The sequence below is a fragment of the Amycolatopsis acidiphila genome (assembly GCF_021391495.1).
GTDB lineage: Bacteria > Actinomycetota > Actinomycetes > Mycobacteriales > Pseudonocardiaceae > Amycolatopsis_E > Amycolatopsis_E acidiphila.
Window position 1 is genome coordinate 589003 of record NZ_CP090063.1, and the last position, 23468, is coordinate 612470.

Genomic DNA, 23468 nt, shown 5'->3' on the forward strand with positions numbered 1-23468 from the left:
CGCGTAACCCCGTAAGCGCTCCGCCGTCCGGAGCCCCTCCTGGCCGCCGTAATCACCAGTTTACGGAGAACCCCTTCCACCAGCGTCAGGTCTATGTTAAGAAACCTTCTTAACAAACGGATGGAGGCGCGCCGTGAGCTCACCCACCCGATCGGGGACCGAGGCCGCGGGTCTGCAGCGGCAGATCGGTCCCGTGCAGGCGACCGCGATCAACATGACGCAGATGTGCGGGATCGGCCCCTTCGTGACCATCCCGGCCATGGTCGCGACGATGCAGGGTCCGCAGGCGATGTTCGGCTGGGTCGTCGGCGCGATCATCGCCCTCGCCGACGGCCTGATCTGGGCCGAGCTGGGCGCGGCGATGCCGGGCGCCGGCGGCACCTACATCTACCTGCGCGAGGCGTTCCAGTACCGGACCGGCCGGCTGATGCCGTTCCTGTTCGCGTGGAGCGCCGTCCTGTTCATCCCGCTGATCATGTCCACCGGCGTGATCGGGCTCGTCAGCTACCTGGGCTACCTGGTGCCGGGCGTGGTCGACGCCGACGGCCGGACGACCGTGCTGGGCCACGTCATCGGCATCGCGATCGTGGTGGTCGTCGTCTTCGCGCTGTGGCGGAAGATCGGCGACGTCGGCAAGCTGACCACCGTCCTGTTCGGCGTGATGCTGTTCTCCGTGCTCGCGGTCATCGTCGCCGCCTTCTCGCACTTCCACAGCAGTCTGGCCTTCGGCTTCACGCCCGGCGCCTTCGGCTCGGGAGGCGCGTTCTGGACCGGTCTCGGCGCGGGCCTCGTGATCGCGATCTACGACTACCTCGGCTACAACACCACCGCCTACCTCGGCGCGGAACTGCGCAACCCGGGCCGGACGCTGCCGCGCTCCATCGTCTACTCGGTGCTGGGCATCATGGGCCTGTACTTCCTGCTGCAGGTGGGCGTGCTCGGCGCGGTGCCGTGGCAGGAGGTGGAGAACTCGACGTCGATCGCCTCGCTGGTACTGGAACGGACCTGGGGCGGGGTGACCGCCAAGGTCATCACCGTCGCGATCGTGATCACCGCGTTCGGCTCGGTGTTCGCCGGGCTGCTCGGCGGCTCGCGGGTGCCGTTCGAAGCCGCCAGGGACAAGGTGTTCCTGCCGTGGTTCGCCCGGCTGCACCCGCGGCTGAACTTCCCGACCGTCGGCCTGCTCGCGATGGGCCTGATCACCGCGGTGGGCTCGCTGTTCACGCTGACCGATGTGATCAACATGGCGCTCGCGGTGCTCGTGATCGTGCAGTCGGTGGCGCAGGTCGCCGCGATCGTCGTGCTCCGGCGCCGGCAGCCGAACCTCAAGCGGCCGTACCGGCAGTGGCTCTATCCCGTGCCGACGATCGTGGCACTGGCCGGCTGGGTCTACATCTACGTCTCGGCGACCTGGCTGTCGATCTGGCTCTCCCTGGGGTGGATCGCCGTCGGGGTCGTCGCGTACCTGGTCTGGGCCAAGGTCGAGCGGACCTGGCCCTTCGGTGAGAAGGAGATCCGGGAGGCGTACGCCGCATGAAGCTCGCACTGGGAGCCGTGGTCCTGGCGGCGACCGCCCTGCTCAGCCCGCCTGCGCAGGCACAACCCGCGCCGACCGGCCTGATCACGGTCGGCACGCAGGGCTGGCAGGTGCAGAGCAGCGCGGTCGCGAACGGTTCGGCCGAGGACATCTCCAACCCCGCCTACCGCACGACGAACTGGCTGCCGGTCAAGCCCGACGACGCGGGCGCGCCCGGCACCGAGATCAACGCGCTCGTGCAGAACGGCGCCTGCCCGGACGTCTTCTACTCCGACAACATGCGCAAATGCTTCGGCTACGTGGACAAGCTCGGCCCGGTCACGGTGCCGAGGTTCGCCGTGCCGTGGTGGTTCCGCACCGACTTCACCCTGAACGCCAAGCCGGGGCAGGACGTGAAGATGACCATCCCGGGCGTCGTCGGCGAGGCCGACCTGTGGGTCGACGGCAAGCAGGTCGCCGGCCGGGACGTGGTCAGCGGCGCCTTCGCCGGGCACACCTTCGACATCACGCGGTTCGTCCGCCAGGGCAAGAACTCGCTGGCGGTCAAGATGTACCCGAACGACCCGGCCAAGATGTACACGCTCGACCAGGTCGACTGGAACCAGTTCCCGCCGGACAACAACACCGGCATCCAGTACCCGATCCAGCTGCAGATCTCCGACGCGCTCACCGGGTCGAACGCGCACGTGACCCAGCAGAACGCCGCCGACCTGTCCAGCTCGACGCTGACCGCGAAGCTCGACGTCACCAACAACGCGGGCCGTGAGCAGCGGGGCGACGTCACCGCGACGATCACCCCGCCCGGCGGCGGCAAGCCGATCGTCGTGCGGCAGACGGTGAGCGTGCCGGCAGACAGCACGAAGACGGTCACCTTCGCGCCGGTGACGATCACGCACCCGAAGCTCTGGTGGCCCTACTCGATGGGCGGCCAGCCGCTGTACACGCTGAGCACCGCGGTCGCCCAGAACGGCAAGGTCTCCACCACGTCGAGCGACACCTTCGGCATCCGAACCGTCACCACCCGCCTGGTCGGCGGCTCGCCACAGCTGCCGGACGGGGCACGGATCTTCGCGGTCAACGGCAAGGAGTTCGTGTTCCGCGGCGGCGGGTACGCGCCGGACCTGTTCCTGCGCTACTCGAAGTCCGACGTGGCGCACCAGGTCCAGCTGATCAAGAACATGGGCCTCACCGGCGTCCGGCTCGAGGGCCACGACATGCCGCAGGACTTCTACGAGCAGATGGACCGCGCCGGGCTTCTCGTGCTGGGCGGTTTCCTGTGCTGCGACGCCTGGCAGCCGGACAGCGAGGCGAACCTGACCGACCGCGACTTCGCGATCATGCACGACTCGGCGCGCAGCATCGGCGAGCGCGAGCGCAACCACCCCAGCGTCATCACCTACGGCTGGAGCGACAACGAACCGTTGCCGCGTCAGGAGCAGGAGTCGCTCGCGGGGTTCGCCGAGGCCGACTTCCAGGTGCCGATCATCGCCTCGGCCGAGTACAAGAGCACCCCGACGCTCGGCCAGGCGGGGGAGAAGGAGGGCCCGTACGACTGGGTTCCGCCGTCGTACTGGTACGACACCAGCCACTTCGACCCCGACGACCCGAGCCGGACGAACGTCGGCGGCTCGTGGGGCTTCGCGAGCGAGCAGAGCGCCGGGGACACGGTGCCCACGCTGGACTCGATAAAGCGCTTTCTCTCGCCCGAGGAGCAGGCCGAGCTCTGGCAGGACCCGGCGTACAACCAGTACCACGCGAACTTCGAGTCCGGGCACGGTGGCTACGCCTTCGGCACGCTCTACACGTTCGACACCGCGCTGAAGGCCCGCTACGGCAACTGGTCCTCTTTGGACAACTACGTCCAGCTGGCGCAGGTGCAGAACTACGAGAACACCCGGTCGCAGTTCGAGGCGTTCCTGGACCACTCGACGGACAAGGCGAACCCGGCGACGGGAATCGTGTACTGGCAGCTCAACAAGGGCTGGCCGACGCTGTTGTGGTCGCTCTACAACTACGACGGCGACCAGCCGGGCTCCTACTACGGCGCGCAGAAGGCCAACAAGCCCCTGCACGCGCTGCTCGGCTACGACGACAACAAGGTCACCGTGGACAACCTCGGCGCCGGCACCCAGCGCGACCTGAGCGTCGAGGCCAAGGTCTACGACCTGGGCGGCAAGCTGGTCGACGACCAGCAGGCGGGCGATCTGTCGCTCGCCGGCCAGGAGGTGCGCAACGGTGTGCTGCAGCCGAAGCTGCCCACCACCGGCTCGGTGTACTTCGTCGAGCTGGTGCTGAGCCGGCGCGGCCAGGTCGTCGACCGGAACACCTACTGGCGCTCGACCAAGCCGGACGTCGTCGACTGGGCCGCCACCATGGGGAACCCGCAGGCGACGATGACCCAGTACGCCGACTTCTCGGCCCTGCAGGCGTTGCCGAAGACGTCCGTGCGGGCCCTGGCGAGCACGCCGCGACCGGGCGTCACGACGGTGACCCTGACCAACACCTCGGACAAGGTCGCGTTCTTCCTGCGTGCCGACGTCCGGACGGGTGGCGCGCAGGTGCCGTCGGCGACCTGGGACGACAACGACATCACGTTGTGGCCCGGCGAGTCGCAGACGCTCACCGCGACCTACGACCCGGTGGCGCATCCGCAGGTGAGCGTGGCCGGGTTCAACACGCCGGCGGTCACGGTGGCCGGGTGAGCGAACTCGTTCTGGGCATCGACTTCGGCGGCACGAAGGTCGCGATCGGGGTCGCGGACCGGGCCGGCAGCCTCCTGCGCCAGGTCCGGCTGGACACCGAGGCCGCACTCGGGGCGGAGCAGGTCGTGTCGCGGGCGTTGACCGCCGCGCGCGACCTGCTCGACGGGCGCGAACCCGCGGCGGTCGGGGTGGTGAGCCCCGGGATCGTGCTGCCGGAGGAGATCCTGCTCGCGCCGAACGTGCCGGGGTGGCAGCACCTGCGGCTGCGCGAGCTGGTCGCCGCGGAGTTCGGCGCACCCATCGCGGTGGGCACGGACGTCAAGGCGGCCGGACTCGCCGAGGCGAGGTGGGGGGCGCTGGTGGACGCGGACCCGGCGGTGTTCCTGTCGCTGGGCACCGGTGTCGCGGCGGCGATCCTCGTCGGCGGCCGGGTGCTGACCGGCGCGAACGGCGCGGCGGGGGAGATCGGGTACAACCTGGTCGGCGACGGCGACGAGGGTTTCGCGGCGGGCGCGGCGCCCCTGGAGGAAACCGTCGGCGGGCGGGGGCTGGGACTGCGCGCGAGCGCCGCGCTCGGCCGTCCCGTCACCGCGGCGGAGCTGTTCGCGCTGGCGCGGCGGGATCCGGCGGCGAAGGAGCTGGTGTCGCGGGCGCTCGACGAGCTGTCGCTGCACGTGGCGAACCTGGCCATCGCGCTCGATCCGCGGCGGGTCGCCGTCGGCGGTGGGTTCGCGGGCTCGAACGACGTCATCCTGCCGGCGCTGCGGCAGCGGCTCGCGCAGGCCGTGCCGTTCCCGCCGGATGTGGTGGCCGCCCGCTTCGCGGACGACGGCGCCCTGCGCGGGGCGATCGCCCTCACTGGGTAATCTGCTGGGCGTGGCACTGGACCAGTCGTTCATCGGGCGCAGCTATCCGCCGACCAGCACCTACGAGGTCGGGCGGGAGAAGATCCGCGAGTTCGCCGACGCCATCGGCGACGGCAACCCGCTCTACCGCGACCCCGAGGCGGCCAGGGCGGCCGGGCACCCGGACGTGATCGCGCCGCCGACGTTCCTGACGGTCATCAACCTGGCCGCCATCAACACCATCGTCGACGACCCCGAGCTGGGTCTGGACTACTCGCGGATGGTGCACGGCGACCAGAGCTTCCGGCACACCCGCCCCGTGCGTGCGGGCGACCGGCTCCAGCTGACGACGTTCGTCGAGGACATCATGACCCGCGCCGGGAACGACTTCCTGACCGTGCGCGGGGAGATCACCGACGCCGAGGGCGAGCCGGTGTGCACGACGCGCGCGCAGCTCGTCGTCCGAGGGGAAGGTGCCTGATGAGCTGGGCCGTGGGTGACGAGCTGCCGCCGCTGCAGGTGCAGGTGACGCGGGAACGGCTGGTCCGCTACGCCGGGGCGGCGCTGGACTTCAACCCGATCCACTGGAACGAGCGCTTCGCGAAGCAGGTGGGCCTGCCGGACGTGATCGCGCACGGGATGCTGACGATGGCGCTCGGGGGCAGGCTGGTGACGGACTGGCTGGGCGACCCGTCGCGCCTGCTCGAGTACGGCTGCCGGTTCACCCGCCCGGTCGTGGTTCCCGATGACGACAAGGGTGCGCTGGTCGAGTTCACCGGCAAGGTCGGCGAGGTCCGCGACGACGGCACGGTTCGCGTCGACATCACGGCGAGGTTCGACGGGAAGACGGTGCTGGGCAAGGCGACTGCGGTCGTGCGCTGAGGGCTGTGGTCAACGGGGGCGAAGCTGCGCGGGACCCGCGCTCACTCCACCACCCGCAGCACCGCCTCGGCCATGCCCTGCTCGCCCCGCGCGTTCGGGTGCAGTGCGGCGGCGGGGGAGGACGGCACGAGGTCCTCGACCCACTTCGTCGCCGCCTTCTGGCACAGGTCGTGCCCCTTGCTGGGCGCGGCGGTGTCGACGTACCCCGCCTGGTGCGCCTTCGCCTGCGCCGCCAACATCGCGTTGAACCGGGTCGCGATCTCGCGCACGTACGCGACGTCCGCGGGCACCAGCGGCAGGAACGGCCAGCAACCGTCGCCGTCGGGCAGCACAGTCGGGTAGCCGACCAGCAGGACCTGCGCCTTGGGCGCCTTCTGGTGAACGGCCGCGAGCACCTCGGCGATCTTCGGCGCCGTCGCGTCGATCCGCTCCGCCAGCCGGTCGCGACCGCCCGTGGTGAACCGGTTCCGGCACGGCGCCGCGTTCGGGTCCTGGGTGCCGCACTGCTGCAGCAACCCGATGAACCCCAGGTCGTTGCCGCCGATGCCCACGGTCACCAGTGTCGTGTCCGGGGTGACCGCGTCGAGCTGCGGCGGGTTGACCCCGTTGTCCGTCCGCTGCGCCCGGGTCAGATCCGCCGTGGTCGCGCCGCTGCAGCTCACGTCGGCGAACGACGCGGCGTGCAGCCGGGCGGCGACCAGGTGCGGGTAGTTGTTGTCGGAGCGGGCGCAGCCGGGCGGGCCGCCCGCCGGGTTACCCGTGCCGGGCGCCGAGGTGTAGGAGTCGCCGAGCGCGACGTACCGGCCCGACTCCACCGGGGCGGAAGGCGCCGGTGCAGTCGTCGACGAGCCCTGTTGCGACCGGTAGTAGCCGAACCCGATCCCGCCGGCGACGAGCACCAGCAGGACCAGGCCGACCGCGAGCTTCCTGCCCAGGACTACTTCGCCTCGGCCAGCAGGTTGCCGACCCGCTGCACGCCCTCGACCAGGTCCGACTCGGCCAGCGCGTAGGAGAACCGGAAGTAGCCGGGGGTGCCGAACGCCTCACCCGGCACGACCGCGACCTCGGCCGCGCGCAGGATCAGATCCGCCAGCTCGAGCGTGTCCTTCGGCCGCTCGCCGCGGATCTCCTTGCCCAGCACGCCCTTCACCGACGGGTACGCGTAGAACGCGCCCTTCGGCGTCGGGCACTCGAAGCCGGGGATCTCCGAGAGCATCGACACGATCTTCTTGCGGCGCACGTCGAACGCGGCACGCATCTCGTGCACGATGTCCAGCGGCCCGGCGACGGCGGCCAGCGCGGCGCGCTGTGCCACGTTCGCCACGTTGCCGCACAGGTGCGTCTGGTAGCTCGACGCGGCCTTGATCACGTCCTGCGGCCCGATGATCCAGCCGACGCGCCAGCCGGTCATCGAGTAGGTCTTCGCGACGCCGTTGAGCACCAGGGTCCGGTCGGCCATCTCGGGCACCACGACCGGCAGCGAGTAGTTCTTCGCGTCGTCGTAGACCAGGTGCTCGTAGATCTCGTCGGTGACGACCCAGATGCCGTGCTCGTAGGCCCACTTGCCGATCTCCTCGATCAGCTCGCGCGGGTAGACCGACCCGGTCGGGTTCGACGGCGAGTTGAACAGCAGCACCTTCGTGCGCTCGGTGCGCGCGGCCTCGAGCTGCTCGACCGAGACCAGGTAGTCGGTGGACTCGTCCGCGGTGACCTGCACCGGGATGCCGCCGGCGAGCTTGATCGACTCGGGGTAGGTGGTCCAGTACGGGGCGAGCAGCAGCACCTCGTCGCCCGGGTCGAGCAGCGTGGCGAACGCGGAATAAACGGCCTGCTTGCCACCGTTGGTCACGAGGATCTGGGACGGCTCGGCCGACAAACCGGAGTCGCGCAGCGTCTTCGCCGCCAGCGCCTCGCGGAACTCGGGGAGGCCGGCGGCGGCGGTGTAGCCGTGGTTGGCCCGGTCGCGCACGGCGGCGGCGGCGGCCTCGACGACGTAGTCCGGCGTGGGGAAGTCGGGCTGTCCCGCGCCGAAGCCGATCACCGGGCGGCCCTCGGCCTTGAGCGCCTTGACCTTCGCATCCACCGCGAGGGTCGCCGACGGCGTGATGCCGGCGATGCGGGCCGAGATGCGCGGGCGGGTGGCGGTTGCGGGAGAGGTCATGGCCTCCATGGTGGCACGCGCGGGTTGTGATCAAACACGCAGGGGAGGTCGTCGGAGGGCTCGGTTGCGGGCCTGTTCCAAGCTTGCCGTAGACTGCCGAACTTGGAACGTCCGGCGCCTGGCCCCGTACGGGATGCGGGGTTGGTGAAGGACGTCCAGCGAGCGGTGGTTCAGCTCGAAGGGGTGTAGCTCAAATGGCAGAGCAGCGGTCTCCAAAACCGCAGGTTGCAGGTTCAAGTCCTGTCACCCCTGCGTCGACATAGGTGGTCCAACGCGGAGGAGAAGTCGTGAGCGACAGCGACGCCGGCGGCGAGCAGGAACAGGAGTCCAAGCCGACTCCTCGCCCGGTCACCGCCGCGGCTCGGCGTGAGCGGCGCGCCTCCGCACGCCCGGCGGGCAAGGCCGCGGCCAAGGACGCCGACAAGGCGCGCCCCGCGAAGGCCGCGTCCTCGACCGACGGCGCGACGAAGGCCGAGGTCAAGAAGGGCCGGGCGACCCCGAAACGGGACCGCAAGGAGAAGAAGCCCTCGCTGGTGGCGAGGCTGGTGCGGTTCGCCCGCGAGGTGTGGGCCGAGCTGCGCAAGGTCATCTGGCCGACGCGCAACCAGATGGTCACCTACACCTCCGTGGTGCTGGTCTTCGTGGCTTTCATGGTCGCGTTGGTCTACTTGCTGGACTTCGTGTTCCGCAAGGGCGTGTTCTGGCTGTTCGGCTGAGGCGCGCCAGACGCGACGGGCCGGCACCAGCACGACAAGCGATCAACTGAGAGGACGGAACGTGACCTCCGAGAACGGTGTGACAGCCGGCGACGAGTTTGACGAGCCGGTGGAGCCCGCGAACGAGGCAGGCGAGGACACCGCCGAGGCGCAGGCCGACCTCGAGCCCGCCGCGGAGGACGCCGCCGTCGCCGAGACCGAGCCCGTGGCCGACGCCGTGGCCGAGGCCGACCCCGTCGCCGAGACCGAGCCCGTGGCCGACGCCGTGGCCGAGGCCGACCCCGTCGCCGAGACGGAGCCCGGGGCCGACGACGAGGACCCGGTGGCCAAGCTCCGCGCGGAGCTGCAAGCCCTGCCCGGCGAGTGGTACGTCGTGCACTCGTACGCCGGCTACGAGAACAAGGTCAAGAACAACCTCGAGACCCGGACCCAGACCCTGGACGTCGAGGACTTCATCTTCCAGATCGAGGTGCCCACCGAGGAGGTCACCGAGATCAAGAACGGCCAGCGCAAGCAGGTGCAGCGCAAGGTGCTGCCCGGCTACATCCTGGTCCGGATGGAGCTCAACGACGCCTCGTGGAGCGCGGTGCGCAACACCCCCGGTGTCACCGGGTTCGTCGGCGCCACGTCCAAGCCCTCGCCGCTGACCATCGACGAGGTGCTGAAGTTCCTGGCGCCGAAGGTCGAGAAGCCCGTCGCGGCGAAGGCCAAGGGCGACGCGGCGTCGGCCGAGGCGAGCCTGGGCGGTACCCCGGTCGAGGTGGACTTCGAGGTCGGCGAGTCGGTCACCGTCATGGACGGCCCGTTCGCGACCCTGCCCGCGACGATCAGCGAGGTCAACGCCGACGGGCAGAAGCTGAAGGTCCTGGTGTCGATCTTCGGCCGGGAGACCCCGGTCGAGCTGTCGTTCACCCAGGTCTCCAAGATCTGACGGTCCCCCTACACTGGATCGTCGGCCCTTGCGTGCAGGCAGGCGCGCGAGGGAATCGGTAGGTGAATAGGAAAAGAAATGCCACCCAAGAAGAAGAAGCTTGCAGCGATCATCAAGCTGCAGATTCAGGCGGGTGCCGCGAACCCGGCTCCGCCGGTCGGCCCCGCGCTGGGTCAGCACGGCGTCAACATCATGGAGTTCTGCAAGGCCTACAACGCCGCCACCGAGTCGCAGCGCGGCAACGTGGTGCCGGTCGAGATCTCCGTGTATGAAGACCGGTCGTTCGACTTCAAGCTCAAGACCCCGCCGGCCGCGAGGCTGCTGCTGAAGGCCGCCGGTGTCGAGAAGGGCTCCGGCGAGCCGCACAAGACCAAGGTCGCCAAGGTGACCTGGGACCAGGTGCGCGAGATCGCCGAGACCAAGAAGAGCGACCTGAACGCACACGACATCGACCAGGCAGCCAAGATCATCGCCGGCACCGCCCGGTCGATGGGCATCACGGTCGAATAACGACATCGACCAGGCCGCGCAGTGTCAATCAAGACGATCGCCGGCACCGCCCGGTCGATGGGCATCACGGTCGAATAACGACATCGACCAGGCCGCGCAGTGTCAATCAAGATCATCGCCGGCACCGCCCGGTCGATGGGCATCACGGTCGAATAAGCAACCAGAACACCCGTGGGAGGGCCAAGCGCTGGCCCGTCACCACACTGATCCAAAGGACAGAGCATGGCTAAGCGCAGCAAGGCCTATCGTGAGGCCGCCGAGCTGATCGACCACGAGCGGCTGTACGCACCGCTCGAGGCGGCGAAGCTCGCCAAGGAGACTTCCAAGGTCAAGATGGACGCCACGGTCGAGGTGGCCGTGCGTCTCGGGGTCGACCCCCGCAAGGCCGACCAGATGGTCCGCGGCACCGTGAACCTGCCGCACGGTACGGGCAAGACCGCCCGCGTGATCGTGTTCGCCGTCGGTGACAAGGCCGCCGAGGCCGAGGCCGCCGGTGCGGACGCGGTCGGCAGCGACGACCTGATCGAGCGCATCCAGGGTGGCTGGCTCGACTTCGACGCCGCGATCGCGACGCCGGACCAGATGGCGAAGGTCGGGCGCATCGCCCGCATCCTCGGCCCGCGTGGCCTGATGCCGAACCCGAAGACCGGCACCGTGACCCCCGCGGTCGCGAAGGCCGTCGCCGACATCAAGGGCGGCAAGATCAACTTCCGGGTCGACAAGCAGGCCAACCTGCACCTGGTGATCGGCAAGGCTTCGTTCGACCCCGAGAAGCTCGTCGAGAACTACGCCGCGGCCCTGGACGAGATCCTGCGGGCCAAGCCGTCCGCCGCGAAGGGCCGGTACCTGAAGAAGATCACCTTCTCCACCACCATGGGCCCGGGCATCCCCGTCGACCCGGCGCGCACCCGCAACCTGCTCGCCGAGGACGCGAACGTCTGACCCACGCACGGCACGAAGAAAGCCGGCTCCCGTTCGCGGGGGCCGGCTTTCCTCGTCAGGAGGTAGGGGTGGCCGGGGGAGCGCAGGTGCGCGGCCCGGGCGCGTGCCCGGTGATGAGCCACTGGCCCTTGTCGACCTTCGTCACGGTGAAGACCCCGAGCGCGGGGCCGCCGCTGACGGTGAACCGGCACGAGTCGACGGTGACGCTGTCGCCGTACTGCTCCGACACCGAGCTGGGGATCGACTCGGCGTAGTCGTTGACGTTCGTGACCTTCGTCTTCAGGTCCAGCACGGCCTGCTGACAGTCGGCGTAGCCGAGGTCGGTGGCGAACGTCTGCTGTACCGGGATGTCGAAGTAGCCGCAGGCCAGGTCCGGCCGGCCCTGGGCGATCTGCTGGTACACCTTCCGCACGGCCTCGTACGGCTCTGTGGAGAGGATCTTGTTGGCATGGTAGGTCCCGCCACCGGTCTCCGATGCGGGCTTGTCGTCGTTCTGGGGCGGGAAGAAGTGGTCGTAGAGGAGCTTGCCCGCGACACCCAGCACGGCGAGGAAGATCAGCGCCGACAGGACCGAGGCGAGGATCCGCTTGACGAACCTCGGCATCTTCGGCCTGGGCGGCCGGCGCGGCGGCGGGGCCACCTGCACGGCCCCGCCGGGCGGTGGAGGCGGCACCGGTGGCCCGCCCGGCTGTGTGGGGACCACCTGGCCGTCCTGGCGCTGCGCCTCGGTGAACCGCAGGTAGTCCTGGAACTGCTGGAACTGCTGGAACTGGCGCAGCTGCTCGGGATCCATCGGCGGCGGCCGCTCCGGCTCCGCGGGCCGCGCGCGTTCCAGCTCGCCTCGGTCCTCGGACTCGTCACCAGGTCGCTGCTCGGGCACCCGCCCATGATGCCCGGCCCCTCCCGTCGCTGACCACCGGGAGCGGTTGTGTATCCTGGCTGACGGTTCTACCGAAGACCGCTGGTCTTCCGAGCGCCCCACGGCGTGAGGAACGAAGGCCCCGCAACAGCCGGGCGGCCCGCGCAGGAGGAACGAGGCACTTCCCCGATGCTGTAAGAGCATCGTCTGACGCCCCGCGCCTGCTGCGCCGGGGCGTTTCGTCGTTTCGGACGCCTTCACCGGCTGGCGGTCACCAGCCAAGAGAGGAGGCGAGGAATGGCGAAGCCCGACAAGGTGTCTGCCGTTACCGAGATCGCGGACCGGTTCCGCAACAGCTCGGCTACCGTCGTCACCCAGTACAACGGCCTCTCCGTGTCCCAGCTGAGTCAGCTGCGCCGCGCTCTCGGCACCAGTGCCAAGTACCGGGTCGCGAAGAACACCCTCGTGAAGCGTGCCGCTGAGGACGCCGGTATCGAGGGTCTCGAAGAGCTTTTCATCGGTCCGACCGCCATCGCCTTCGTCGAGGGTGAACCGGTCGACGCCGCCAAGGCGCTTCGTGACTTCGCGAAGGACAACAACGCGCTTGTCATCAAGGGCGGCTACATGGATGGCCGCGCCCTCACCGTCACCGAGATCAACCAGCTGGCCGATCTCGACAGCCGTGAGGTCCTGCTCGCCAAGGCGGCAGGCGCGTTCAAGGCGAAGCTGTCCCAGGCCGCCGCGCTGTTCCAGGCGCCGGCTGCCCAGGTCGCTCGCCTCGCCGCTGCGCTGGAGGACAAGCGCAAGGACGAGTCCGGCGAAGCACCGGCCGAGAGCTGATCGTTCACCAACCCCCAAATTCGCTAGGAAAGGACGCCATCATGGCGAAGCTGAGCACTGACGAACTGCTCGACGCTTTCAAGGAGCTCACCCTGCTCGAGCTCTCGGACTTCGTGAAGAAGTTCGAGGAGACCTTCGACGTCACCGCCGCCGCCCCGGTCGCCGTCGCGGCCGCCGCCCCCGGTGCTGCCGCCGCCCCGGCCGAGGAGGAGAAGGACGAGTTCGACGTCGTCCTCGAGAGTGCCGGCGACAAGAAGATCCAGGTCATCAAGGTCGTCCGCGAGGTCGTCTCGGGCCTGGGCCTGAAGGAGGCCAAGGACCTCGTCGAGAGCGCGCCGAAGGCCCTGCTGGAGAAGGTCGACAAGGACGCCGCCGAGGCCGCCAAGGAGAAGCTCGAGGCTGCCGGCGCCAAGATCAGCATCAAGTAGTTCTCCGTACTCCGGAAAATCGGACGGGCACCCCGCACGGGTGCCCGTCCTTTTTCATGTCGGCGGTTGTGTGAGTGGCGCAGGAGAATCGGGACAGGCGCGCCCGGATCGGCGGCTCATCGAGGGCTGAACCGGAGGAATCGGGCGGACACTCTGTGAAGGGTCCCCGTCTTTTTTCTTCACCTGGTTTGTGGATTGCGAAACTCGTGAGTAACCTCCACGCAGCCCTGCTCGTTGGAGCACGTGACGCGGATGCGCTCACTGTGCGCAACCTGTTTAGGGTGTGTGAGCCGTCACCGTAGGGAGCTCCGGGAGGTGCGATGGGTGCCGAGGTGGTCATCGAAGGGCTGACGAAGTCGTTCGGAAGGCAGACCATCTGGCGGGACGTGACGCTGACCCTGCCTCCTGGTGAGGTTTCGGTGATGCTCGGTCCGTCGGGAACCGGTAAGTCCGTGTTCCTCAAGTCGATGATCGGGCTGCTCAAGCCCGACCGTGGCACCTGCGTGATCAACGGGGTGGACATCGTCCGCTGCAGCGAGCACAAGCTGTACGAGACGCGGAAGTTGTTCGGGGTGCTGTTCCAGGACGGCGCGTTGTTCGGTTCGATGAACCTGTACGACAACGTCGCGTTCCCGCTGCGCGAGCACACGAAGAAGTCCGAGTCGGAGATCCGCCGGATCGTCTTCGAGAAGTTGGAGATGACCGGTCTGGCGGGGGCGGAGAAGAAGCTGCCCGGTGAGATCTCCGGTGGTATGCGCAAGCGGGCCGGCCTGGCGCGGGCGCTGGTGCTGGACCCGGAGATCATCCTGGTCGACGAGCCGGACTCGGGTCTGGACCCGGTGCGCACGACCTACATCTCCCAGTTGTTCCTGGACGTGAACGCGCAGATCGACGCGACGTTCCTGATCGTCACGCACAACATCAACCTGGCCCGCACGGTGCCGGACAACCTGGGCATGCTCTTCCGCAAGGAGCTGGTCATGTTCGGGCCGCGCGAGGTGCTGCTGACCAGCGAGGAGCCGGTGGTCAAGCAGTTCCTCAACGGCCGGATGGACGGGCCGATCGGGATGAGCGAGGAGAAGGACTCGGCGACGATCGCCGCCGAGCGGGCGATGTTCGAGGCGGGGCACCACGCCGGTGGCGTCGAGGAGGTCGTCGGCATCCCGCCGCAGATGCAGCCCGCGCCGGGTCTGCCGATTCGCCAGGGCGCCATCCGCCGCAAGGACCGCGTGATGCAGATCATGCACAAGCTGCCGGCGGCCGCGCAGGAGGGGATCATCGAGTCCCTGTCGCCGGAGGAGCAGCAGCACTACGGTGTCCGCCCGCGAAGCGCGCAGCACCCGGCGGAGCAGACCGTCCAGACGACCCCGGTGCCGCAGCGCCACCGCGGTGAGCTGCCCAGCGACGAGGTGGCGCGGATCCCCGGCGCGTCGAGGGCCGAGGGCTCCCACCGGCTGCACAACCCGGGATCGGGTGGGGCATGACGTCCTCGGCCTCTCCGGCGAAGATCCCGGGCGCCGGGATGCTGCGGGAGACCGGGAAACTGTTCGCTCTCGGGCTGGACATCATCCGCGGGTTCTTCCAGCGGCCGTTCCAGCTGCGGGAGTTCATCCAGCAGTCCTGGTTCATCGCGAGCGTCACGATCCTGCCGACCGCGCTGGTGGCGATCCCCTTCGGTGCGGTCATCTCGCTGCAGTTCGGTTCGCTCGCCCGCCAGCTCGGCGCACAGTCCTACACCGGTGCCGGCAGCGTGCTGGCCACCGTGCAGCAGGCCAGCCCGCTGGTGACCGCGCTGCTGGTCGCGGGGGCGGGCGGCAGCGCCATCTGCGCCGACATCGGTGCCCGCACCATCCGCGAGGAGATCGACGCGATGGAGGTGCTCGGCGTCTCCGCGGTGCAGCGGCTGATCGTGCCGCGCGTGCTCGCGTCGATGCTGGTCGCGCTCCTGCTCAACGGCATGGTCAGCGTGATCGGCGTGCTCGGCGGTTACTTCTTCAACGTGGTCCTGCAGGGCGGGACCCCGGGTGCGTACCTGGCGAGCTTCTCGGCGCTGGCGCAGCTGCCCGACCTGTGGGTCGGTGAGCTGAAAGCGCTGATCTTCGGGTTCATCGCCGCCGTGGTCGCGGCCTACCGCGGGCTGCACCCGTCCGGCGGCCCGAAGGGCGTTGGCGACGCGGTCAACCAGTCCGTGGTCATCACGTTCCTGCTGCTGTTCGTCGTGAACTTCGTGATCACCCTGGTCTACCTGCAGATCGTGCCCGGAAAGTTGAGCTGAGCATGGCGACGTTCGGCCAGAACGCGAAACGCATCGCGAATCGGCCCCTCGAGGTTCTGGACAACTTCGGCGACCAGATGTCGTTCTACGCCAGGGCGCTGGCGTGGACCCCGCGGACGATCCGCCGCTACACCAAGGAAGTCCTGCGGCTGCTGGCCGAGGTGAGCTTCGGCTCCGGCTCGCTGGCGGTGATCGGCGGCACGGTCGGCGTGATGATCGGGCTGACCCTGTTCACCGGCGTGCTGGTGGGCCTGCAGGGCTACTCGGCGCTGAACTCGATCGGCACCTCGGCGTTCACCGGCTTCCTGACCGCGTTCTTCAACACCCGCGAGATCGCGCCGCTGGTCGCGGGGCTGGCGCTCTCGGCGACGGTCGGCGCGGGCTTCACCGCGCAGCTGGGCGCGATGCGGATCTCCGAGGAGATCGACGCGCTCGAGGTGATGGCGGTGCCGAGCCTGCCGTACCTGGTCACCACCCGGATCATCGCCGGTTTCGTCGCGGTCATCCCGCTCTACATCATCGGGCTGCTGTCGTCCTATCTCGCCTCGAGACTCGTGGTCATCTACATCTACGGCCAGTCGGCGGGCACCTACGACCACTACTTCGATCTCTTCCTGCCACCACAGGACGTCTTCTACTCGTTCGTCAAGGTGCTGATCTTCAGCGTCGTGATCATCCTGACCCACTGCTACTTCGGCTACCGGGCCTCCGGCGGTCCGGCCGGCGTGGGCGTGGCGGTGGGCCGCGCGGTCCGGCTGAGCATCGTGACCGTCGCGATCATCAACTTCTTCATCGGCTTCGCCATCTGGGGCACCTCGACGACGGTGAGGATCGCGGGATGAGGACGCTGCGCCGCAGGCTCCTCGGCCTGCTCCTGATCGCCGTGCTGGTCGGCGGGGTCACGCTGAGCATCGCGCTGTACAACAACGCCTTCACCTCGTACGTGAACGTGAAGCTGGAGGCGAGCGACATCGGCAACCAGCTGCTCGAGCAGTCCGACGTGAAGGTGCGCGGGCTGATCGTCGGCTCGGTGAAGTCGATCTCCGCGACCCAGGACGGCGCCGAGCTGAGTCTCGCGCTGGACCCGGCGTCGGCGAAGATGATCCCGGCCAACGTCTCCGCGCGCTTCCTGCCGAAGACGTTGTTCGGCGAGCGGTACGTCTCGCTCGAGATCCCACAGGACGCCTCGACCCGGACCCTGCGCAACGGCGACGTGATCCCCGAGGACCGGACGCAGGGCGCGGTGCAGCTGTCCAAGGCGCTCGACGACCTGCTGCCGGTGTTGCAGGCCGTGCAGCCGCAGAAGCTCTCGGCGACGCTGACCGCGATCTCCACCGCACTGCAGGGCCGCGGCGACGAGCTCGGCCAGACACTGTCGGACCTGGGGAACTACCTCGACGGGCTGAACCCGCACCTGCCGGAGCTGCAGCACAACCTGCAGGCGCTGGCGAAGTTCTCGAACAACCTCAGCAACACCGCGCCGGACCTGGTGCAGACCCTGGACAACCTGTCGACCACGAGCAAGACCATTGTGGACGAACAACAGAACCTGCAGTCCCTCTACGCCGACGTGACGACCGCGTCGCAGACCCTGGAGTCCTTCGTGCGCACGAACTCCAGCAACCTGATCAGCCTGGCGCGGAGCTCCCGGCCGACCGCGGAGCTGCTGGCCAAGTACTCGCCGGAGTACCCGTGCCTGTTCGGCGGGATGGCCGACCTCGTGCCGCTGATCGACCAGGCCATGGGCAAGGGCACGAGCCAGCCCGGCCTGCACGCGACGATCGAGATCGTCGTCAACCGCGGGCCGTACGAGCCCGGCCGGGACGAGCCGCGGTTCGAGGACAAGCGCGGGCCGCGCTGCTACGACATGAAGGACTTCCCGCAGCCGTTCCCGCAGTACCCGCCGGACGGCCCGATCAAGGACGGCAGCCAGCCGACGCCGGGCTCGCGGGTCGCCAGTGACGGCCTCGTCCCTGCCAACACCGCGGCGAACGCGGGTGGCTACAACGGCGGCGGCACCACCGCGGGCAACCCCGCGAACACCCCGGCCGAGCAGGACTTCCTGGACCAGCTCGTCGGCCCGCAGGTCGGGCTGAGCGCGCAGCAGATGCCCGGCTGGAGCGGGCTGCTGATCGGGCCGCTGTACCGGGGAGCGGAGGTGACCATCAAATGAGGGGCCTGCTCTCGCCGCTGATCAAGCTGGTCGTCTTCATCGTGGTCACCGTCGTGTTCACGGCGGTGCTCGGCATCAGCATCGCCAACATCAACACCGGCTCCACCAAGGGGTACAGCGCCCGCTTCACCGATGCGACGCTGGTGCTGCCCGGCGACGACGTGCGCATCGCGGGCGTCAAGATCGGGCAGGTCACCGACGTCAAGGTCGTCGACCGCCGGCAGGCGCAGATCGACTTCGAGGTGGACTCGGACCGGACGCTGCCCGCCGACGTGAACGCGACGATCAGGTACCGGAACCTGGTGGGCCAGCGCTACCTCTCGCTCACCCAGGGCACCGGCGGCGACACCGGGCCGCTCAAGCCCGGCGCGACGATCCCGCTGGACCACACGACCCCGGCGCTGGACCTCGACGAGCTGTTCAACGGCTTCAAGCCGCTGTTCGCGGCGCTGAACCCGGACGACGTCAACAAGCTGTCCTACGAGATCATCCAGGTGCTGCAGGGCGAGGGCGGCACCATCGACAGCCTGCTCGCGCACACCGCAACCCTGACCACCACGATCGCGCAGAAGGACCAGGTCATCGGCCAGGTGATCGACAACCTCAACGGCGTGCTCGACACGGTCAACGCGCACACCCCGCAGCTCAACAGCCTGATCGTCAACCTGCAGCAGCTGGTGTCCGGCCTCGCGCAGGACCGCAAGCCGATCGGCGACGCGATCGACGCGCTGGGCGGGCTGGCGAACACCACCGCCGGCCTGCTCGACAAGGCCCGGGACCCGCTGAAGAACGACATCGCGGCGCTCGGGGTGCTGAGCAACAACCTCAACGACAACCAGGCGCTGGTCGAGCACTTCATCCAGTACCTGCCGCAGAAGGTGACGACGCTGACCAGCACCGCCGACTACGGCTCCTGGTTCAACTTCTTCCTGTGCTCCACCGAGGGTGACGTGTCGGTGCCGGTGGTCGGTGCGATCAACGTTCCGCTCTCCACGTCCGCGAACGGGCGGTGCCACGCGTGAAAAGCTTCCAGCAGCGCAATCCCGTGCCCATCGCCGTCGTCGGCCTGGTGCTGATGGTGCTGGGCCTCATCGTGGCGCTCAACGCCGACGACCTGCCGATCATCGGCGCCGGCACCACCTACACCGCGGACTTCACCGAGGCGGCCGGGCTCAAGGCCGACGACGAGGTCCGCGTCGCCGGGGTGAAGGTCGGCAAGGTCACCGACGTCGCGCTCGACGGCCCGCAGGTGAAGGTGTCGTTCAAGGTCAAGGACGCGTGGCTGGGCGACAAGACCAGCGCCGCGATCAAGATCAAGACCCTGCTCGGCCAGAAGTACCTGGCGCTGGACCCGGTGGGGGACAAGACGCTGGACCCGGGCACGGCGATCCCGAAGGAACGCACGCTCGCGCCCTACGACGTGCTCGACGCGTTCCGCGACCTGTCGTCCACAGTGGACCAGATCAACACCCAGCAGCTCGCGCAGAGCTTCGACACGCTGTCCCAGACGCTGTCCGGCACGCCGACGGAGGTCAAGGGCGCGCTGTCGGGTCTGCAGCAGCTGTCGGACACGATCGCGAAGCGGGACACCCAGCTGTCGCAGCTGCTGGCGAACACCCGTCAGATCAGCCAGACCCTCGCCGACCGCGACACGGAGCTGACCAAGATCCTCAGCGACGGCAACCAGGTGCTCGACGAGATCTCCCAGCGGGAGCAGGCGATCTCGACCCTGCTGAGCGGTTCGCAGGAGCTGTCCAGGCAGCTGCAGGGCCTGGTGAACGACAACGACGCGCAGCTGACCCCGGTGCTGGACTCGCTGGACCAGCTGACCTCGATGCTGCAGCGCAACCAGGACTCCCTGGCGCAGGGCATCGCGCGGTTCGCGCCCTACATCCGGGTGTTCACCAACACCGTCGGCAACGGGCACTGGTTCGACAACTACATCTGCGGCCTGATCCTCCCGTCGACCAGCCTGCTGAACCAGGAGGGGTGTAACCAGAAATGACGGACACCCGCTTCGGACAGTCGCTCGCACGGGGCGTGGCCATCGCCTGCGTGCTGGGGCTCGTCGTCGCCGGGGTGCTGTGGTGGACCCTCAAGGACGCCAACAAGAAGCACCTCACCGCATACTTCCCGAGCGCGATCGGGCTCTACGTCGGCAACAGCGTGCGCGTGCTCGGCGTGGACATGGGCATCGTGACCGGCGTCCAGCCGATGGGCAACCAGGTCCGGGTCGAGATGGAGTACGACCGCTCCATCGCGCTCCCGGCCGACGCGCAGGCCGCCATCGTCGCCCCGTCGCTGGTCAGCGACCGGTACGTGCAGCTCGCCCCGGCCTACACCGGCGGCAAGATCATCGACGACGGCGCGTCGATCCCGCTCGACCGCACCGCGGTGCCGATCGAGGTCGACGACCTGTACGCGAGCCTGGACAAGATCAGCCAGTCGCTCGGGCCCAACGGGGTCAACGCGAACGGCTCGCTGTCGGACCTGCTGACCACACTGGCGAAGAACGTCGACGGCAACGGCCAGTCGCTGCACGACACGATCACCAAGCTCAGCCAGCTGTCGACCACCTTGTCGGGCAACAAGAACGACCTGTTCGCCACCATCCAGAACCTGGCCGACTTCTCGCAGACGCTCGCGAACTCCGACAGCCAGGTGCGCCGGTTCGAGTCGCAGCTGGCGGACGTGAGCGGGTACCTGGCGGGGGAGAAGGACAACCTCGCCGCGACGGTGCAACAGCTCGGCACCACGCTCGGGCTGGTGCAGGACTTCATCGACAAGCACCACGACAAGCTGCGGTCCAACGTCGACAACCTGGCGAGCGTGACGAAGGTGCTGGTGGACCAGCGCAGTGCGCTCGCGGAGATCCTCGACGTGGCGCCGGTCGGCCTCGGCAACGTGGTCAACGCCTACAACGGCTCCTCGGGCACCCTGGACGCACGGTCGAACATCAACGAGCTGACGCAGCCGCCGCTGGTGATGATCTGCGGGCTGCTGAAGGAGACGCCGGACGCGCTGAAACAGGTCGGCCACCTGTGCGATTCGGTCGCCGGGATCCTGGACGGCACCGCGAAGCTGCCTTCGCTGGCGCAGACGGTGTACGCGTTCCAGCACGGCCAGCTCCCGCCGCTGCCGTTGCCGTTTGTCGACCTGTTCGGGACGGGGACTTCGCAGTGAAACGACTCGCCCTCATCGCCGTCGGCGCCGCGACCGCGCTGACACTGACCAGCTGCGGGTTCGGTGGGATCTACAGCGTCCCGCTGCCGGGCGGCGCCGACCTCGGCGACCACCCGTACACCGTGAAGGCGCAGTTCCGCGACGTGCTCGACCTCGTGCCGAAGTCGGGCGTGAAGGTCAACGAGGTCGCGGTCGGCCGCGTCGAGTCCATCGGCCTCACCCCGGACGGCTGGCACGCCGAGGTGACCATGGAGGTCAACGGCGACGTGAAGCTGCCCGCCAACGCGCTGGCCAACATCCGCCAGTCGAGCCTGCTCGGCGAGAAGTACGTCGAGCTGGCCTCGCCGGGCCAGGACCTGGCCCAGGGCACGCTGGCGAACAACGCCGAGATCCCGCTGGAGCGCACCAACCGCAGCGTCGACGTCGAAGAGGTGCTCGGCGCGCTGTCGATGCTGCTCAACGGCGGCGGGGTCGAGCAGCTCAACACGATCACCAAGGAGCTCAACTCCGCGACCTCGGGCCGTGAGCCCGACATCCGGAACCTGCTGGACAACGCGAACCAGCTGGTGAGCACGCTGGACAAGCAGTCGGGTGACATCACCCGCGCCCTCGACGGGCTCAACCGGCTGTCCTCGACGCTGGTCACGCAGAAGGACCAGCTCGCCGGCGCCATCGACAACCTCGGCCCTGGCCTCGCCGTACTGGAACAGCAGCGCACGCAGCTGGTGACGATGCTGCAGGCGTTGCAGAACCTGTCGGGTGTCACCGTCGACACGATCCACAAGAGCCAGGCCGACATCGTGGCCGACCTGCAGGCGCTCCTGCCGACGCTGCAGAAGCTCGGCGAGGCCGGCTCCGATCTGCCGAAGTCGCTGGAGCTGCTGCTGACGTACCCGTTCACGGACGCGGCGCTCAAGGGCGCGAAGGGTGACTACTTCAACCTGTACGCGAAGGTCGACCTGAACCTGCAGGACGTCCTGCAGAACCTCGGGCGCAGCCGCGACAACCCGTTGTCCGGGATCCTGCCCGACAACCTGAACCTGACCGGCGGCCAGCCGTCGAACCCAGGCAACACCACGCCACCGCTGCCGCTGAACACCGGTTCGCCCGGCGGTGCCGTGCCCGGCACGTCCGGTGGCACGAACGGCACACAGCAGTCGCAGTCGGGCCTGCCCGGCCTGTTCGGGCTGCTCTCGGGGGGAGGTTCCTGATGCTGGTACGCAGGACGAGGCTCCAGCTCATCGCCTTCCTGGTGATCTCCGTCGTCGCGATCGTCTACGCCCTGATCCGGTTCGCCGGGCTCGGCCAGGTGTTCGGGCAGAACGGCTACACGGTCAAGCTCGAGCTGAACCAGTCCGGTGGCATCTTCACCGGCGCCGAGGTCACCTACCGCGGCTACAACATCGGCCGGGTCGGGCCGCTGCGGCTGACCGCTACCGGGCTCGAAGCCGACCTGAACATCGACCCGGACACCCCGAACGTGCCCACCGACCTGCAGGCGGTCGTCGCCGACCGGTCGGCCGTCGGGGAGCAGTTCGTCGACCTGCGCCCGGCGAACGAGGCAGGCCCGTTCCTGAAGGCGGGCTCGGTGATCCCGGCCGACAAGACCAAGACGCCGATCCCCACCGAGCAGGTCGTCAGCGACCTCGACGGGCTGGCGCAGTCGGTGCCCACCGACGCGCTGCGCACCGTGGTCGACGAGTCGTACAACGCCTTCAACGGCACCGGGAACGACCTGCAGGTGCTCCTGGACACGCTGCGCGACTTCACCAAATCCGCGCAGGACAACCTGCCGCAGACGGTGCAGCTGCTCAACGCGGGCGGCAAAGTGCTCGACACGCAGAACGCCGAGGCGTCGAACATGGCCGAGTTCAGCAAGAACCTGGACCAGCTGTCGGCGACGTTGAAGAGCTCCGACGGCGACCTGCGCAAGCTGATCGAGACCGCGCCGGGTGCCGCGCAGTCGCTCAACCAGCTGATCAGCGACACGGGCCCGGGGCTCGCCGAGCTGTTCGCGAACCTGCTCACCACGTCGAACCTGCTGCTGACCCGGCAGGACGGCATCGAGCAGGTACTGGTGAGCTACCCGGCCCTCGCCGTCGGCGCCCGCAGCGTCGTGCCCGGCGACGGCACCGCGCACCTGGGCCTGGTGCTCAACCTGTTCGACCCGCCACCGTGTACGAAGGGCTACCAGGACCCGTCGCAGTACCGGACGGGTTCCGACACCACTCCCCGTACGCCGGACTTCAACGCCTACTGTGCCGAGCCGACGGGCAGTCCGATCGACGTCCGCGGCGCGCAGAACGCGCCGTACAACGGCGTGCCGGTGGCGCCGGACCAGCAGCAGCTGGCCCAGAACGCCGACCGGCCGCAGCAGCAGCTGGCCGAGCTGGCCGGCATGCCCGGCGTCGCCGGCTCCCCCGCGGTGAGCATCAACAGCCTCTCGTCGCTGCTCGCGCTGCCCGGCTGACCGGGACGACACAG

At 68.8% G+C, this 23468-nt stretch carries 23 protein-coding genes, 1 tRNA gene and 1 pseudogene; 22 read left to right on the forward strand and 3 right to left on the reverse strand.

Going from position 1 to position 23468, the window contains the following annotated elements; all coding sequences use genetic code 11:
* Positions 1–133: 133 nt before the first annotated feature.
* The 5 genes from LWP59_RS02900 to LWP59_RS02920 are packed head-to-tail and all read left to right on the forward strand — an operon-like array spanning position 134 to position 5966.
* On the forward strand, positions 134–1537 hold the full coding sequence (locus LWP59_RS02900) for an APC family permease (protein WP_144643618.1): 1404 nt from the start codon (positions 134–136) through the stop codon (positions 1535–1537).
* The gene (locus LWP59_RS02905; RefSeq protein WP_144643617.1) at positions 1534–4239 is read left to right on the forward strand and encodes a glycoside hydrolase family 2 protein; all 2706 of its coding nucleotides are present in this window, start codon (positions 1534–1536) and stop codon (positions 4237–4239) included. The genes LWP59_RS02900 and LWP59_RS02905 overlap by 4 nt, the downstream gene beginning before the upstream one ends.
* Complete coding sequence (locus LWP59_RS02910) at positions 4236–5105, forward strand: ROK family protein (RefSeq protein WP_144643616.1); 870 nt, start codon at positions 4236–4238, stop codon at positions 5103–5105. Before LWP59_RS02905 ends, LWP59_RS02910 begins: the two co-directional genes overlap by 4 nt.
* A gap of 10 nt (positions 5106–5115) precedes the next feature.
* The gene (locus LWP59_RS02915; RefSeq protein ID WP_144643615.1) at positions 5116–5565 is read left to right on the forward strand and encodes a MaoC family dehydratase N-terminal domain-containing protein; all 450 of its coding nucleotides are present in this window, start codon (positions 5116–5118) and stop codon (positions 5563–5565) included.
* Positions 5565–5966 carry a MaoC family dehydratase gene (locus tag LWP59_RS02920; protein ID WP_144643614.1) on the forward strand — a complete coding sequence of 134 codons (402 nt, stop codon included), beginning with the start codon at positions 5565–5567 and terminating at the stop codon, positions 5964–5966. The genes LWP59_RS02915 and LWP59_RS02920 overlap by 1 nt, the downstream gene beginning before the upstream one ends.
* 41 nt (positions 5967–6007) lie before the next feature.
* Here the strand turns inward: LWP59_RS02920 and LWP59_RS02925 are convergent, their stop codons facing one another.
* Complete coding sequence (locus LWP59_RS02925; protein ID WP_144643613.1) at positions 6008–6901, reverse strand: SGNH/GDSL hydrolase family protein; 894 nt, start codon at positions 6899–6901, stop codon at positions 6008–6010.
* A 2-nt stretch (positions 6902–6903) separates the two neighbouring features.
* Entirely contained in the window at positions 6904–8127 is a 1224-nt protein-coding gene (locus LWP59_RS02930) for a pyridoxal phosphate-dependent aminotransferase (RefSeq protein WP_144643612.1), read from the reverse strand.
* 179 nt (positions 8128–8306) lie between these two features.
* On the opposite strand from LWP59_RS02930, the gene LWP59_RS02935 reads away from it, so the two are divergent.
* From LWP59_RS02935 to rplA, 6 genes and pseudogenes are all read left to right on the forward strand, one after another.
* A tRNA-Trp gene (locus tag LWP59_RS02935) sits at positions 8307–8379 on the forward strand.
* A gap of 35 nt (positions 8380–8414) precedes the next feature.
* The gene (secE, locus tag LWP59_RS02940) at positions 8415–8843 is read left to right on the forward strand and encodes a preprotein translocase subunit SecE (protein WP_186383517.1); all 429 of its coding nucleotides are present in this window, start codon (positions 8415–8417) and stop codon (positions 8841–8843) included.
* Positions 8844–8904: 61 nt separating this feature from the next.
* Positions 8905–9774, forward strand: coding sequence for a transcription termination/antitermination protein NusG (gene nusG / locus LWP59_RS02945; protein ID WP_144643610.1), 870 nt, complete (start codon positions 8905–8907; stop codon positions 9772–9774).
* Positions 9775–9852: 78 nt separating this feature from the next.
* Positions 9853–10362, forward strand: a pseudogene (gene rplK, locus LWP59_RS02950) (50S ribosomal protein L11).
* A gap of 21 nt (positions 10363–10383) precedes the next feature.
* A complete protein-coding gene (locus tag LWP59_RS40865; RefSeq protein WP_373300075.1) occupies positions 10384–10440 on the forward strand; it encodes a hypothetical protein in 57 nt (18 codons plus the stop codon).
* Positions 10441–10506: 66 nt separating this feature from the next.
* Positions 10507–11226, forward strand: coding sequence for a 50S ribosomal protein L1 (gene rplA / locus LWP59_RS02955; RefSeq protein WP_144643608.1), 720 nt, complete (start codon positions 10507–10509; stop codon positions 11224–11226).
* A gap of 55 nt (positions 11227–11281) precedes the next feature.
* Here rplA and LWP59_RS02960 read toward each other — a convergent pair whose 3' ends face one another.
* Complete coding sequence (locus LWP59_RS02960) at positions 11282–12106, reverse strand: hypothetical protein (protein WP_144643607.1); 825 nt, start codon at positions 12104–12106, stop codon at positions 11282–11284.
* Positions 12107–12382: 276 nt separating this feature from the next.
* Here LWP59_RS02960 and rplJ point away from each other — a divergent pair, with 276 nt between their 5' ends.
* The 11 genes from rplJ (at position 12383) to LWP59_RS03015 (ending at position 23454) form a co-directional block, all read left to right on the forward strand.
* Positions 12383–12925, forward strand: coding sequence for a 50S ribosomal protein L10 (gene rplJ / locus LWP59_RS02965; RefSeq protein WP_144643606.1), 543 nt, complete (start codon positions 12383–12385; stop codon positions 12923–12925).
* A gap of 41 nt (positions 12926–12966) precedes the next feature.
* Entirely contained in the window at positions 12967–13353 is a 387-nt protein-coding gene (rplL, locus tag LWP59_RS02970) for a 50S ribosomal protein L7/L12 (protein WP_144643605.1), read from the forward strand.
* A 320-nt stretch (positions 13354–13673) separates the two neighbouring features.
* The gene (locus tag LWP59_RS02975; RefSeq protein WP_233921970.1) at positions 13674–14837 is read left to right on the forward strand and encodes an ABC transporter ATP-binding protein; all 1164 of its coding nucleotides are present in this window, start codon (positions 13674–13676) and stop codon (positions 14835–14837) included.
* A complete protein-coding gene (locus tag LWP59_RS02980; RefSeq protein ID WP_186383647.1) occupies positions 14834–15628 on the forward strand; it encodes an MlaE family ABC transporter permease in 795 nt (264 codons plus the stop codon). The genes LWP59_RS02975 and LWP59_RS02980 overlap by 4 nt, the downstream gene beginning before the upstream one ends.
* 2 nt (positions 15629–15630) lie before the next feature.
* Complete coding sequence (locus LWP59_RS02985) at positions 15631–16470, forward strand: MlaE family ABC transporter permease (protein ID WP_144646009.1); 840 nt, start codon at positions 15631–15633, stop codon at positions 16468–16470.
* A complete protein-coding gene (locus tag LWP59_RS02990; protein WP_144646007.1) occupies positions 16467–17801 on the forward strand; it encodes an MCE family protein in 1335 nt (444 codons plus the stop codon). Before LWP59_RS02985 ends, LWP59_RS02990 begins: the two co-directional genes overlap by 4 nt.
* Positions 17798–18823, forward strand: coding sequence for an MCE family protein (locus LWP59_RS02995; RefSeq protein WP_144646005.1), 1026 nt, complete (start codon positions 17798–17800; stop codon positions 18821–18823). Before LWP59_RS02990 ends, LWP59_RS02995 begins: the two co-directional genes overlap by 4 nt.
* On the forward strand, positions 18820–19806 hold the full coding sequence (locus LWP59_RS03000) for an MCE family protein (protein ID WP_144646003.1): 987 nt from the start codon (positions 18820–18822) through the stop codon (positions 19804–19806). The genes LWP59_RS02995 and LWP59_RS03000 overlap by 4 nt, the downstream gene beginning before the upstream one ends.
* On the forward strand, positions 19803–20984 hold the full coding sequence (locus LWP59_RS03005) for an MCE family protein (RefSeq protein WP_144646001.1): 1182 nt from the start codon (positions 19803–19805) through the stop codon (positions 20982–20984). Before LWP59_RS03000 ends, LWP59_RS03005 begins: the two co-directional genes overlap by 4 nt.
* Positions 20981–22195, forward strand: coding sequence for an MCE family protein (locus LWP59_RS03010; RefSeq protein ID WP_144645999.1), 1215 nt, complete (start codon positions 20981–20983; stop codon positions 22193–22195). The genes LWP59_RS03005 and LWP59_RS03010 overlap by 4 nt, the downstream gene beginning before the upstream one ends.
* Positions 22195–23454 carry an MlaD family protein gene (locus tag LWP59_RS03015; protein ID WP_144645997.1) on the forward strand — a complete coding sequence of 420 codons (1260 nt, stop codon included), beginning with the start codon at positions 22195–22197 and terminating at the stop codon, positions 23452–23454. The genes LWP59_RS03010 and LWP59_RS03015 overlap by 1 nt, the downstream gene beginning before the upstream one ends.
* Positions 23455–23468: the final 14 nt, after the last annotated feature.